The organism is Streptomyces sp. NPDC048507 (genome assembly GCF_043199995.1).
Lineage (GTDB): Bacteria > Actinomycetota > Actinomycetes > Streptomycetales > Streptomycetaceae > Streptomyces.
Genome location: NZ_JBICWZ010000002.1, coordinates 60,057 through 72,609, shown reverse-complemented (window position 1 = coordinate 72,609; position 12,553 = coordinate 60,057). Strand labels below are relative to the sequence as shown.

The 12,553-nt window shown below is 74.6% G+C and carries 15 protein-coding genes; 8 read left to right on the top strand and 7 right to left on the bottom strand.

The genetic code is table 11. From position 1 onward, the window contains the following. The first annotated feature begins 19 nt into the window (after positions 1-19). The 6 genes from ACGFXC_RS05435 (at position 20) to ACGFXC_RS05410 (ending at position 6,615) form a co-directional block, all read left to right on the top strand. Entirely contained in the window at positions 20-1,675 is a 1,656-nt protein-coding gene (locus ACGFXC_RS05435) for an ABC-F family ATP-binding cassette domain-containing protein (RefSeq protein WP_393709748.1), read from the top strand. 31 nt (positions 1,676-1,706) lie between these two features. Next, positions 1,707-2,681: a virginiamycin B lyase gene (locus tag ACGFXC_RS05430; RefSeq protein WP_393710890.1), complete on the top strand. Its 975-nt coding sequence runs from the start codon at positions 1,707-1,709 to the stop codon at positions 2,679-2,681. Next, positions 2,672-2,875, top strand: a complete 204-nt coding sequence (locus tag ACGFXC_RS05425) for an antitoxin (RefSeq protein WP_393709746.1) — start codon at positions 2,672-2,674, stop codon at positions 2,873-2,875. The genes ACGFXC_RS05430 and ACGFXC_RS05425 overlap by 10 nt, the downstream gene beginning before the upstream one ends. Before the next feature lie 210 nt (positions 2,876-3,085). Beyond that, positions 3,086-4,762, top strand: a complete 1,677-nt coding sequence (locus ACGFXC_RS05420) for an FAD-dependent oxidoreductase (protein ID WP_393709744.1) — start codon at positions 3,086-3,088, stop codon at positions 4,760-4,762. Beyond that, on the top strand, positions 4,759-6,222 hold the full coding sequence (locus tag ACGFXC_RS05415; RefSeq protein WP_393709742.1) for an ATP-binding protein: 1,464 nt from the start codon (positions 4,759-4,761) through the stop codon (positions 6,220-6,222). The genes ACGFXC_RS05420 and ACGFXC_RS05415 overlap by 4 nt, the downstream gene beginning before the upstream one ends. Before the next feature lie 39 nt (positions 6,223-6,261). Further along, positions 6,262-6,615: a UBP-type zinc finger domain-containing protein gene (locus ACGFXC_RS05410; RefSeq protein WP_393709740.1), complete on the top strand. Its 354-nt coding sequence runs from the start codon at positions 6,262-6,264 to the stop codon at positions 6,613-6,615. A gap of 109 nt (positions 6,616-6,724) precedes the next feature. Here the strand turns inward: ACGFXC_RS05410 and ACGFXC_RS05405 are convergent, their stop codons facing one another. Continuing rightward, positions 6,725-6,961 carry a chaplin gene (locus ACGFXC_RS05405; RefSeq protein ID WP_393709738.1) on the bottom strand — a complete coding sequence of 79 codons (237 nt, stop codon included), beginning with the start codon at positions 6,959-6,961 and terminating at the stop codon, positions 6,725-6,727. Positions 6,962-7,163: 202 nt separating this feature from the next. On the opposite strand from ACGFXC_RS05405, the gene ACGFXC_RS05400 reads away from it, so the two are divergent. After that, positions 7,164-8,051 (top strand): TIGR03619 family F420-dependent LLM class oxidoreductase, encoded by an 888-nt coding sequence (locus ACGFXC_RS05400; protein ID WP_393709736.1) that lies wholly within the window; start codon positions 7,164-7,166, stop codon positions 8,049-8,051. 27 nt (positions 8,052-8,078) lie between these two features. On the opposite strand, the gene ACGFXC_RS05395 is transcribed toward ACGFXC_RS05400, so the two are convergent. Beyond that, a complete protein-coding gene (locus ACGFXC_RS05395) occupies positions 8,079-8,201 on the bottom strand; it encodes a hypothetical protein (protein ID WP_393709734.1) in 123 nt (40 codons plus the stop codon). Positions 8,202-8,269: 68 nt separating this feature from the next. Then, on the bottom strand, positions 8,270-8,713 hold the full coding sequence (locus ACGFXC_RS05390; RefSeq protein WP_393709732.1) for a VOC family protein: 444 nt from the start codon (positions 8,711-8,713) through the stop codon (positions 8,270-8,272). 145 nt (positions 8,714-8,858) lie between these two features. Between ACGFXC_RS05390 and ACGFXC_RS05385 the strand changes: the two genes are divergently transcribed. Further along, positions 8,859-9,176, top strand: coding sequence for a hypothetical protein (locus tag ACGFXC_RS05385; protein ID WP_393709730.1), 318 nt, complete (start codon positions 8,859-8,861; stop codon positions 9,174-9,176). Between the two features lie 43 nt (positions 9,177-9,219). Here ACGFXC_RS05385 and ACGFXC_RS05380 read toward each other — a convergent pair whose 3' ends face one another. The 4 genes from ACGFXC_RS05380 to ACGFXC_RS05365 all read right to left on the bottom strand — a co-directional run bounded on the left by ACGFXC_RS05380 (position 9,220) and on the right by ACGFXC_RS05365 (position 12,545). Then, on the bottom strand, positions 9,220-10,146 hold the full coding sequence (locus ACGFXC_RS05380; RefSeq protein WP_393709728.1) for a 2-dehydropantoate 2-reductase: 927 nt from the start codon (positions 10,144-10,146) through the stop codon (positions 9,220-9,222). Beyond that, positions 10,143-11,123, bottom strand: a complete 981-nt coding sequence (locus tag ACGFXC_RS05375) for a DMT family transporter (protein ID WP_393709726.1) — start codon at positions 11,121-11,123, stop codon at positions 10,143-10,145. Before ACGFXC_RS05375 ends, ACGFXC_RS05380 begins: the two co-directional genes overlap by 4 nt. Positions 11,124-11,196: 73 nt before the next feature. Next, positions 11,197-11,931 (bottom strand): ArsR/SmtB family transcription factor, encoded by a 735-nt coding sequence (locus ACGFXC_RS05370; protein WP_393709724.1) that lies wholly within the window; start codon positions 11,929-11,931, stop codon positions 11,197-11,199. Positions 11,932-11,990: 59 nt separating this feature from the next. Further along, positions 11,991-12,545, bottom strand: a complete 555-nt coding sequence (locus tag ACGFXC_RS05365; protein WP_393709722.1) for a hypothetical protein — start codon at positions 12,543-12,545, stop codon at positions 11,991-11,993. Between the last annotated feature and the right edge of the window lie 8 nt (positions 12,546-12,553).

Below are 12,553 nucleotides of genomic sequence, written 5' to 3'. Positions count from 1 at the left end.
CACCTTCCGGAGACCGCCCGTGAACGCCACCGGCACCACCGCCCGGCTCACCGCGCTTGACGTCACCAAGGCCTACGACGGCCGCCTCGTCCTCGACTCCGTCTCCTGCTCTGTCAGGGAGGGCGACCGCCTCGGGATCGTCGGGGAGAACGGATCCGGCAAGTCCACCCTGCTGCGTCTGCTGGCCGGAGCCGAACGGCCCGACCAGGGCCGGGTCTTCCTCCGCTCGCACGGCCGCGTCGCCCACCTCGCCCAGGAGGAACGGCTGCCCCCGCACCTGACCGTCCAGCAGGTCGTCGACCGCGCCCTCGGCGAACTGCACGCCATGGAGGCGGACTTGCGCGGGCTGGAACGACGCATGACGGACGGGGACACCGCCGTGTTCCCCGCCTACGCCGAACTGCTGACCGTCTACGAACTCCGCGGCGGCTACGAGGCCGACGCGCGCGTCGAACGCGCCCTGCACGGCCTGGGACTGCTGCGGCTGCGCCGCGACCGCCCGGTCGGCGGGCTCTCCGGCGGCGAGCGGCTCCGGCTGCGCCTCGCCGCCCTGCTGGCGGCCGAGCCCGGGGTACTGCTGCTCGACGAGCCGACCAACCACCTCGACGACGCGGGCCTGAGCTGGCTGGAGGACCACCTGCGCGGCCGTCGCGGCCCCACGGCGGTGGTCTCGCACGACCGGGTCTTCCTCGACCGCGTCGCCACCGGCCTGCTGGAGGTCGACGCCGACACCCACGGCGCCACCCGCCACGGCAACGGCTACCCGGGCTACCTCGCCGAACGCGCCGCCGCCCGCGAGCGCCGGACACGGGCCCACGCGGACTGGAGCGCGGAGGTCGCGGGCCTGCGCGACGCCGCATCGGGCAGCGCCCGGCGGGTGGCTCCCGGCCGGGCCCGCACGGACGGCAACAAGATGGCGTACGACCGGGCCGCCGGACGGGTCCAGCAGTCCCTGGCGAGCCGGGTGCGCCAGACGCGGGAGCGGCTCGACCGGCTGCTCCGCGACCCGGTCGCGCCCCCGCCCGAGCCGCTGCGCTTCACCGCCGCCCCGCAGTGCGCCGGGACGTCCGGGACGCTCCTGGAGGCCCGGTCCCTCGCCGTGCCGGGACGGCTGGCGCCCACGAGCCTGACCCTCGCCCCCGGGGACCGCCTGCTGGTCGGCGGGCCGAACGGCGCGGGCAAGAGCACCCTGCTGCACCTGCTCGCCGGAACGTACGAGCCCGTGCGCGGGCACCTCGTACGCCGGGGCCGGACCGGACTGCTGCCCCAGCTGCCCGATCCCGGCCCGGACGCCCGGACCGTGCTCGCCGCCTTCGCACACGGGCGCCCGGGGCACCCCGAGGAGCACGCCGCAGCGCTGCTGGACCTGGGGCTGCTGCGCCCGGACCGGTTCGGCCTGCCCGTCGGGAGCCTGTCGGCGGGCCAGCGCCAGCGGCTCGCGCTGGCGCGGCTGGTGACCGGGCCCCTGGACGTACTGCTCCTCGACGAGCCGACGAACCACCTCTCGCTGGGCCTGGTCGAGGAGCTGGAGGCGGCCCTCGCCGGTTTCCCCGGCGCCGTGGTCGTCGTCAGCCACGACCGCATGCTCCGCTCCCGCTGGCGGGGCGCGCGGCTCGACCTCGTGCCCGCCGCGCGAACCGAACCCGCCGAATCCGCCCCCGCCACCGTGGCCTGACCGGCCCGGTCCGGCCGCCCGACCCGAAGGGATCCCCGTGCCCCACACCCTCACCGTCGACCGCCTCTTCCCCGTCGCCGACCCGGCCTCGGGCCCGTACGCCCTCGCCGCCGGGGCCGACGGCTCCGTGTGGTGCACCCTCGTGCACGCCGGCCGCATCGCCCGCCTGACCCCCGGGGGGCGGCTCGACGAGTTCCCGCTCGACGCGGACTCCTGCGGCCCCGCCCTCATCGCCGCCGGCCCCGACGGCGCGCTCTGGTTCACCCGCATGCGCGACGACCGCATCGGCCGGATCGAGGTGGACGGGCGGGCCCGGTCGTACGCCCTGCCCACGTCCGGAGCGGGCCCGTACGGCATCGCGGCCGGTCCGGACGGCGCGCTCTGGTTCACCCAGTCGAGCACCGGCCGGATCGGCCGCATCGACACCGGCGGGAACGTCGCGGAACACCCGCTCCCCGGCCTCGACGGGGCGTTCCCCTCCATGATCGCGGCGGGGGGTGACGGCGCCCTCTGGTTCACCCTCAACCGGGCGGACGCCATCGGCCGGATCACCCCCGACGGGCAGGTGTCGCTCCACCCCCTGCCCACGCCCGGCGCCGCCCCGGTGGGCATCACGGCCGCCCCCGACGGGGACCTGTGGTTCACCGAGATCGGAGCGGGCCGGATCGGGCGCATCACCACGGCCGGGCGGATCAGCGAATTCCCGCTCCCCGCCCCCGCCTGCCGCCCGCACGCGATCACCGCCGCCGCCGACGGTTCGCTGTGGTTCACGCTGTGGGCGAGCGGCCGCATCGGCTCCCTCACGCCGGACGGCCACCTGACGGAACACCCCCTGCCCGACCCCGGCAGCGAACCGCACGGCCTCGTGTTCGCAGCGGACGGCTCGCTCTGCACGGCCCTGGAATCCGGCGGGATCCTGCGCCTGCGGCGCGCGGATGCGGTTTCCGGAACGGCCCGCGATGCTGGAGGTGTCGGATCACGGCGGAAGGAATCCTCATGTCGATGATGGACAAGCTCAAGCAGATGCTGAAGGGCCACGAGGACCAGGCCGGACAGGGCATCGACAAGGCCGGCGACTTCGTGGACGGGAAGACCCAGGGCAAGTACAGCGGCCAGGTCGACATGGCCCAGGAGAGGCTCAAGGAGCAGCTGCGCAACGACGGTCAGGGCGGCACCCCGCCTCCGCCCCCGCCGCAGTAGCCCGGTACGCGGGCCCTCCTCCGGCCCGACCACCGGCCCGTCACCCGCCGCCGGGGCCCCGCAGTCGGCGGTCCCGGCGGCGCGTACGGTCCGGCGGGGCCCCGGTCCCGGAGCGGGTCGGGGGGATGGAACATACGATGGGCGGGAACCGGCGCCGGGCGGCTCGCCGTGCCACCACTTCGGGGGCGCCGCCGCTCGGGTGGGAGAGGTATGGCAGAGGTCGCCGACACAGCGCGGACCGTCATTCTGACCGTGGACGACGACCCGGGGGTCTCCCGCGCCGTCGCCCGGGACCTGCGCCGCCGCTACGGCGCCTCGTACCGGATCGTGCGCGCCGAATCCGGCGAGTCCGCGCTGGAGGCGCTGCGCGAGCTCAAACTCCGCGGCGACCTCGTCGCCGTCATCCTGGCCGACTACCGGATGCCGCAGATGAACGGCATCGAGTTTCTCGAACAGGCCCTGAACGTGTACCCGGGCGCGCGGCGCGTCCTGCTGACCGCCTACGCCGACACCAACGCCGCGATCGACGCCATCAACGTCGTCGACCTCGACCACTACCTCCTCAAGCCCTGGGACCCGCCGGAGGAGAAGCTCTACCCGGTCGTGGACGACCTGCTCACGGCCTGGCGCTCCAGCGACTACCGGCCCGTCCCCGCCACCAAGGTGGTCGGACACCGCTGGTCGGCGCGTTCCTCCGCGGTCCGGGAGTTCCTCGCCCGCAACCAGGTCCCCTACCGCTGGTACTCCTCCGACGAGCCCGAGGGGCTACGGCTGCTGGAGGCGGCCGGGGCCGACGGCCGGCGGCTGCCCCTGGTGATCACCCCCGAGGGCTCCGTCCTGGTCGAACCGGAGGCGCCCGAGCTGGCCGCCCACGTCGGTCTCGCCACGACGCCGGCCGCCGACTTCTACGACCTCGTCGTGATCGGCGGCGGCCCCGCCGGACTCGGCTCGGCCGTCTACGGGGCCTCCGAAGGGCTGCGCACCGTACTGGTCGAGCGGTCGGCCACCGGCGGGCAGGCCGGAGCGAGCTCCCGCATCGAGAACTACCTGGGCTTCCCCGACGGCGTGTCCGGCGCCCAGCTCACCGACCGCGCCCGCCGCCAGGCCGGCCGCTTCGGGGCCGAGATCCTCACCGCCCGCGAGGTCACCGGACTGGAGGTCAACGGGGCCGCCCGCGTCGTGCGCTTCTCCGACGGCACGGCCATCGCCGCCCACAGCGTCATCCTGGCGACCGGCGTCTCGTACCGTCAGCTCCACGCCCCGGGCTGCGACGACCTCACCGGCTGCGGGGTCTACTACGGCTCCTCGCTCACCGAGGCCGCCTCCTGCCAGGGCCAGGACGTGTACATCGTCGGCGGCGCCAACTCCGCCGGACAGGCCGCGATGTACCTGGCGCGCGGCGCGAAATCGGTGACGCTGCTCGTACGCGGGGAGTCCCTGAGGGCGTCCATGTCGTACTACCTCGTCCAGCAGATCGAGGAAGCCCCGAACATCACCGTCCGGACCAGGACGGTGATCGACTCCGCGCACGGCGACGGGCACCTGGAGCAGCTGACGCTGCGCGACGTGGACAGCGGCACGACCGAACTCGTCGACGCCCAGTGGATGTTCGTCTTCATCGGCGCGGCCCCCCTGACCGACTGGCTGGACGGCACCGTGCTGCGCGACGCGCACGGCTTCATCCTGGCCGGACCGGACCTCACCCCGGACGGAAGGCCGCCCGCCGCCTGGGAACTGGACCGGGCGCCCTACCACCTGGAGACCAACGTTCCCGGAGTGTTCGTGGCGGGCGACGCACGGGCCCAGTCCGCCAAGCGCGTCGCGTCGGCCGTCGGAGAGGGAGCCATGGCAGTCATGCTCGTCCACCGGTACCTGGAGCAGTCATGAGCGGCCGGGTCATGCCGTGCAGCCCACAGGAGATCGCCACGCTGTTCCTGTTCGAGAAGCTCTCCCCGGAGCAGCTGGGACGGCTCTGCGCCGAGGGGCGCGTGGAGCGGTTCGACGCCGGACCGGTGTACACCGAGGGGGACCCGGCCACCTGCTTCTACGTGATGATCGAGGGCACCGTCGTGATGTCCCGCCGGGTCGGCGCCGACGACGTGGAGGTCGGCCGCACCTCGCAGCGCGGGGTGTACTCCGGGGCCATGCAGGCCTACCTCGGCGACCGGGTGCCGCAGGTGTACACCAACTCCATGCGGGTGACCGAGCCCACCCGGTTCTTCGTCCTGCCCGCGCAGTCGTTCGCCGACGTCATGCGGGAGTGGTTCCCGATGGCCGCGCACCTGCTGGAAGGGCTCTTCTTCGGCTCGAAGAACACCCAGCGGGCCATCGGGCAGCGCGAACGGCTCCTGGCCCTCGGCTCGTTGTCCGCCGGGCTCACCCACGAGCTCAACAACCCGGCCGCGGCGGCCGTCCGCGCCACCGCGACCCTGCGGGAACGGGTGGGCAAGATGCGCCACAAGCTGGCCGTCATCGCCCAGGGCCCCTACTCCCGCGAGGCGCTCGCCGAACTGATCGAGATCCAGGAGCGCACGGCCGAACGCGTCGCCAAGGCACCGGTCCTGAGCCCCCTGGAAGCCTCCGACCGGGAGGACCAGCTCACCGACTGGCTCGATGACCACGGCATCGCCGAGGGCTGGCGCATCGCGCCGACCTTCGTCCAGGCCGGACTGGACACGGACTGGCTGGAACAGGTCGCCGCGACCGTGGCCGAGGACATCCTCCCCGGCGCGATCGGCTGGCTCAACTACACGGTCGAGACCGAGCTCTTGATGGACGAGATCGACGACTCCACCACCCGGATCTCCCACCTCGTGGACGCCGCCAAGCAGTACTCACAGCTCGACCGCGCACCGCACCGCTCCGTCGACGTCCACGAACTCCTCGACAGCACCCTGCTGATGCTGTCCGGCAAGATCGGCCCCCGGATCCGGCTGGTCAAGGACTACGACCGCACCCTGCCCGACGTGCCCGCGTACCCGGCCGAACTCAACCAGGTGTGGACCAACCTCGTCGACAACGCCGTCTTCGCCATCGAGAGCACCGGCGGCGAGGGCACCCTGACCGTCCGCACGGCCCGCGAAGGGGACCGGCTGCTGGTGGAGTTCCGCGATACCGGACCCGGCGTCCCGGCGGACATCCGCAGCCGCATCTTCGACCCGTTCTTCACCACCAAACCCGTCGGCGAGGGCACCGGCCTCGGCCTGGACATCTCCTGGCGGATCGTCGTCAACAAACACCACGGCAGCCTCCAGGTCGAGTCCGCACCGGGCGACACGCGCTTCCAGGTCCTGCTGCCGCTGACCGACCCCGACCCCGACCCCGAAGCCGACCCCGACCGTGCCTGACGCCGCGCGCACCGCGACCCACCACCCCGAGGAGCCCGTATGAGCGAGATCAGCGGAATCGACCCCGGCGCAGCGCCCGACGGACCCGGCTGCGGTGACTGCGACGCGGCGGGCGGCTGGTGGTTCCACCTGCGGCGCTGCGCTCAGTGCGGCCACATCGGCTGCTGCGACTCCTCCCCGGGGCAGCACGCCACCGCGCACTGGAAGTCCAGCGGCCACCCCCTGGTGCAGAGCTTCGAACCGGGCGAGGAGTGGTTCTGGAACTACGGCACCGACGAGATGTACGAGTCCGGCCCGGCCCTGGCGCCCCCGGCCGCCCACCCGGCCGGCCAGTCCGTGCCGGGCCCTGGCGACCGGGTCCCACAGGACTGGACGCGGCAGCTGCACCGCTGACCGCCCCGTCCGGCCGCCCCGGTCCGCGCCCGCGGCGCCCGCCCGGGGCGGCACGGGGCCGTCCTTCCCGGGCGGGCGGGGCACGCGGGCCGGTACGGCCGCGCGGGGATCAGGCGTTGACGCAGGTGTTGCCGACGGCCGGGTTGAGCAGGCCGATCACGTTGACGCTGTTGCCGCACACGTTGATCGGGATGTGGATCGGCACCTGGATGACGTTGCCGGAGAGGATGCCGGGGGAGCCGATGGCGGCGCCCTCGGCGTGGGCATCGGCGACGGCGGCACCGGAGGCGCCCAGGATGCCGGCCGCGGCGAGGACGGTGGCGGCGATCGCGGTTCGAATGCGCATGTCACTCCAAGGTCGATGACGGAAAGTCGAACCCCGGCATCACACCGCCTGCGCGCCCCTCCCGACGGGCATTCACCTGACCTACGGCGTGTTCCGGGGCGTCCGGCCCGGCCCCCGGCCGCCCCGGCCCGGTCGGCGTGTGACACGTGTCACGGATGTGGCCTCTGGGGTCCCGGGCCGCCCCGTGCCCACGATGGGGGGCATGGACATCGGCATCGCACTGCCCCAGTACGGCACCCATGCGCGAGCGGACCGCGTCGCGGGCTTCGCGCGCGACGCGGAGGGCGCCGGGTTCGATTCGCTCTGGGTGGGGGACCGTTCGCTGGCCCCCGTGGAGCCCGGCGACCGCTACCCCGGCCACACCGGGCAGGACCCGTACCCGCCCGAGTACCGGACCTTCCTCGACCCGCTCACCGTCCTGACTGTCGCCGCCGCCGCGACCACCCGGGTCCGGCTCGGCACGAGCACCCTCAACGCCCCTTGGTACCCACCCCTGTTGCTGGCCCGCAGCCTCACCTCGCTGGACCGGGTGAGCGGCGGCAGACTGGACGCGGGCTTCGGCATCGGCTGGATGCGCGACGAATACACCGCCGTCAACGCCGAGTTCGCCCGGCGCGGCGAGCTGCTCGACGAGTTCCTCGACATCCTCCTGGGCCTGTGGACCCGGGAGGAGTTCGAGCACGCGGGGCCGCACTGGCGCATCCCGCGCGCCCGCGTGGGCCTGCGCCCCCTCCAGCGCCCGCACCCGCCCGTCTACTTGGGCGGCTTCTCACCGGCCGCGATGCGCCGCGTCGGGCGCCGGGCGGACGGCTGGGTCGGCACCGTCGTGGCGCCCGAGGTGCTCGGCGGGCTCTGGGGGACCGCCGTCCGGGCCGCCGAGGAGGCCGGCCGCGATCCCGGAGCGCTGCGCCGCAGCATCCGCTTCAACGCCGAACCGGGCACGTCCTGCGAGCGGATCGCGAGGGTCCTGGAGGGGATCCGGGACACCGGCGCGGACGGCTGCTTCGTCGACCTCCAGCGCTGCGTCCGCGAACCGGACGAGGCGCTGGAACTCGGTGTCCGGGTCCTGGAGGCCGTGCGCGCCGGATAGCCCCCGGGTGGCGGGACGGGAGGGGTCCTACCGGTGCCGGGCCAGCGAACGTACGAGGACCAGGAGCGCGAAGGCCATGACGACCAGGTGGATCCAGGCGGGGCCGGGCACTGCGGTCAGGGCCTGGAAGGTGAACGGATACGGAGTCATACGGCGCGTCTGCCCCCGCCCGCCGGGTTGACGCCCCCGGGGCGGGGCCGCCCCGACGGGCCGTCACCTCACCCGGTCTCGAGGTCGGGCAGGATCAGGGAGCCGTCGTCGGCCAGGGTGAAACCGGGGTTGTGCGCGATCTCCCACGCGTGGCCGTCGGGGTCCGTGAAGACCCCGGAGTAGAAGCCGATCGCGTTGACGGCGGCCGTCCGGGTGACGCGGCCGCCTGCCCGCGCGGCCGCGTCGAGGACGGCGTCCACCTCGGCGTCCGTACGGACGTTCTGGGCGAGGGCGATCCCGCCGAAGCCGGCCGGTGCCGGTGCCGGGGCCTCGGGCAGACCACAGTCCGCCGCCAGTTTCCCCCGGTCCCACAGCACCAGGGCCAGGCCGCCCGCCTGGTGGAAGACGGTCTCCTCGACCTCGGTGCCCCGCCAGCCCAGCGCCGCGTAGAAGGCCTTGGCACGGGCGAGGTCGCTCACGCCCAGGGTGACCAGGCTGATCCGCTGTTCCATCCCGCCACCGTAACGGCCGGGGCCGCCGGACACCTCACGGCCGGCTTCCGGACGGTGCCCCTCCGTGTCGAAGCCGGGATTGCGGGCAGGCGCTCGGTACGGCCGCGGCGCGGTGCCCGGCCGAGCGACCTTCGAGGAGGCCTTCGTGACCGCCTACGTGATCACCGTGCCCGGAACGTTCCTGACCGACGTGCCGGACGCCGTACGGGACGAGCTGGCGCGGCGGCTGCGCGGGCAGGACCCCGCCCGTTCGGACCTGAGGGAGGTCGAGGAGCTGGGCCTGCTCACCGTCAACGAGGACGGCACCTTCTGCCTGCGCCTGGAAATCGAGGCGGCGGACCGCAGCCGGGCGGAAGGGGCCGCCCTGCGCATGGCGGCCTCCGCGCTCGCCGAGTCGGGCCTCGCCGAGAAGGACGCCCCGCTGGGGCCCGCGATCGTCACGGGCATCGACACCGCCGGCTGAATCGGTACCGCGGGGCCGGGCCGCCCCCGCGCTGCCCGGCCCGTCAGCGGTCCGCCGCCAGCCGTCCCTCGTGGACGCGCAGGTGCAGCGCCGCGAGGTCCAGCAGCGGGGTGGCCACCCCCCACGCGCGGGCGCGGACGGTGAGGTCGGTCAGGATGTGGTCACCCTCCGTGGGCGCCCCTGCGACGAGGTCCCGGTAGAGGGACGGTGTCAGGGGGGATCCGGGGGTCGTGACGGTCGCCTCGGTGAAGGCCCGCTCGGCCTCCGGGACCGGGTGCCCGGCGGCCTCCGACACCGCCGCTGCCTCGGCGAGCAGGGCCGCCCCGAGTTCCGCGCCGCCCGGAACGGCGTTCACCTCCCCGACAGTGCCGCGCATCAGGCAGGTCAGGGAGACCAGGGTGGAGATGAACACCCACTTGTGCCACATGGCCGCGACGATGTCCCCGGTCTCCGGCGAGTCGATGCCCGCCCCGGTCAGCACCGCGCGGATCGCGTCCACGCGGGCGGAGGGGCGGGCGTCGGTCTCACCGGTCAGCACGACCGCGGGCGGAGCCATGCGCAGGATGTCGCCCTCGGAGTTCAGGGTGGTGACCACCTTCGCCACTCCGCCGAGGACCGCCGCGCCCCCCAGGCGCGTGACGAGCGCGTCGAGGTGGGCGATCCCGTTGAGCAGCGGCACCACGGCGGTGCCGGGGCCGACGGCCGGGCCGATGTCCGCCAGGGCGGCGTCGAGCGCGGTCGCCTTCACCGACAGCAGGACCAGGTCGTACGGGCCGCCCGGGGCGTCGGCCGTCACCAGGCGCGGCGCGAGGCGGAGCGTCTCCCCCTGCCCCTCGACGCGCAGGCCGCGGGCCCGCAGCGCCTCCGCACGGGCCGGCCGGACCAGGAACGAGACGTCCTGGCCCGTGGCGGCGAGCCGGGCGCCGAAGAAGCCGCCGACGGCGCCCGCGCCGACCGTGAGGATCCTCATGAGGTGAGCCTTTCGTGGGAGGGGGCGTGCGCCGGGAGGTCGCGGGGCGCGCTGTCGTCGGGGGCCGCCGAGCCCTCGCGGGCGGAGCGCGGCGCGTACCGCGACACCGCCACTCCGGTCAGGCAGAGCATCCCGCCGAGCAGCGTCAGCCAGGCGGGCACCTCGCCGAGCAGGCCCCAGCTCAGCAGGACGACGAGGGCCGGAACCGCGTACGTGGTCGCGCCGAGCCTGCCCGCCGGCATGCGCGCCAGCGCGTACGTCCACGTGGTGAAGGCGAGGGCGGTCGGGACCACGCCCAGATAGACCATGTTCAAGGTCGCGGACAGCGGCGCCGCGGGCAGTTCGTGGAACAGCCGTCCCGCGAAGGGCAGGCAGGCCACGGTGCCGATCAGACAGCTGTACGCGGTGATCTGCAAGGGGCTGCCGTGGGAGAGCGCGGGCTTCTGGGCGATGACCCCGCTCGCGTAGGCCACGGCCGCCAGCAGGCAGAGCACGACGCCGAGCACCGAGGTCGATCCGCTGTCGGCGGAGGACATGGACAGCCCCACGACCACCGCCCCGGCGAAGGAGACCCCCATGCCCGCGAGGAGTCGCGGCGGCAGCGCCTCGCCGAGGAGGCGGGCGGCGAGGAGCGCCATGAGCAGGGGACCGGTGTTCACGAGCAGGGCGGCCGTGCCCGCGTCGACGAGGCGCTCGCCCCAGTTCAGCGCGACCGTGTAGCCGCCGAACCACACCACGCCGGAGACCAGGATGCCGCGCCAGGCCCCGCGCGGCGGCAGGCCCTGGCGGCGTACGAGGAGCAGGACGGCCAGCACCAGGGAGGCGGCCAGCAGCCGGCCGAGGGCCAGGGCGCCGGGGGAGTAGGCGGCGCCGGCGCTGCGGATGGAGACGAAGGCGGAGGCCCAGGCGAGCACCGTGAAGGAAACGGCGCCGACCGTGAGCACACCGGGCGGAAGGAGACTCGGGCGGAACGTCATGCCCTCACCCTAGAACCGAAACATTTCGGTGTCGACCGAAATATTGAGCGGATGTGCATCGCGGTCGCCGTGCTCAGCGCCACGCCCCGGGAGTGAGTCCCAGCAGGTCGCCGAAGGCCCGCTCCCCGGCCGCCGTCACCTCCAGCCCCCGGCCGCCGCCCGCCGGGCGCACCACCCACTTCCCCTCCAGCGCCCGCGCGCACAGCCGCGCCCCGGTGAGGCCGCCCAGGTGGCGGCGCCGCTCCGTCCAGTCCAGGCAGGAACTCACCAGCGGCCTGCGCCCCGCCTCGGCGAGGCCGACCCCGGCGGCGGCGCACCAGGCCCGGCCGTCCTCCGTCAGCTCGAACACGCCCTCGGTGCGGAGCAGCCCGCGCCGCCCCATCGCGTCGGTCACCGCCATGCCGAGCCGGCCGGCGAAGTGGTCGTAGCAGGTCCGGGCGCGGGCGAGCGGGTCCGGCGCGGCGACGACGGGTACGGAGTGCGCTCCGTCCCGGTCCGGGATCGCGTGCGAGGCGAGTTCGTCGACCAGACGGGCCGTGGCCGCGTCGGCGATGCGCACGTAGCTGTGCCGGCCCTGCCGCTCGGTCACGCAGATCCCCGCGTCGAGCAGCCGGGTCAGATGGCCGCTGACGGTGGAGGGCGCCACGGCGGTGATGCGGGCCAGCTCGCCCGCCGTCCACGCGCGGCCCTCCAGCAGGGTCATGCAGATCGCGGCCCGGGTCTCATCGGCCAGGGCGGCGGCGAAGGCGGCCAGCCGGGCCGCGGGGGCGGGCCCGTCGGCGGGGGTTCCGCAATGCACGTCATTCATGCATCCAGGATGCCCGATTGTTTCGGTGATCGGCGAATGATCCTGGAACGCGTTGGCGCTCAGTGCCCGGCGGCGGCCTTGACCAGGGCCACGGCCAGGCCGATCGCCGCGTCGAGGGCGCCGGCCAGCACCGCGATCGTCGGGCCGCTGCCCATGCGGACGCCGCCGTACCACCCCCAGGCGAACAGGCTGGCGACGTTCACCCCGGCCGCGGCGTACAGGGCGGTGCGCAGCTCCATCACGCCGAGCGCGGAGGCGCCGATCAGGATCAGCGGCCCGACGGCGGACAGCAGCAGGGGACCGCCGACCCACAGCATCCGCCGCAGTTCCGCCCCCGTGGCGAGCCGCCCGTGGACCACCCGGTGGGCCTGCTGATCGGCGACGAGGCTCGCCAGCCACAGGCCGACGGCGGCGGTCAGCACCGTGGCGGTGGTGCCGACGGCGTCGGCGTGCTCCGACACGGCCAGACCGATCACCACGGAGATCATCGTGATGGTCGCGTACAGCCGCTCCTTGAGCCGCGCGGCGCCCGCGGCGGCCCGCTCGGCGGCGGCGGTGTCGTCGTCGGCCCGCCCGGTCCCGGCCCCGGCCGGCCCGGTGTCCTCATGATCCATGCCGCGAG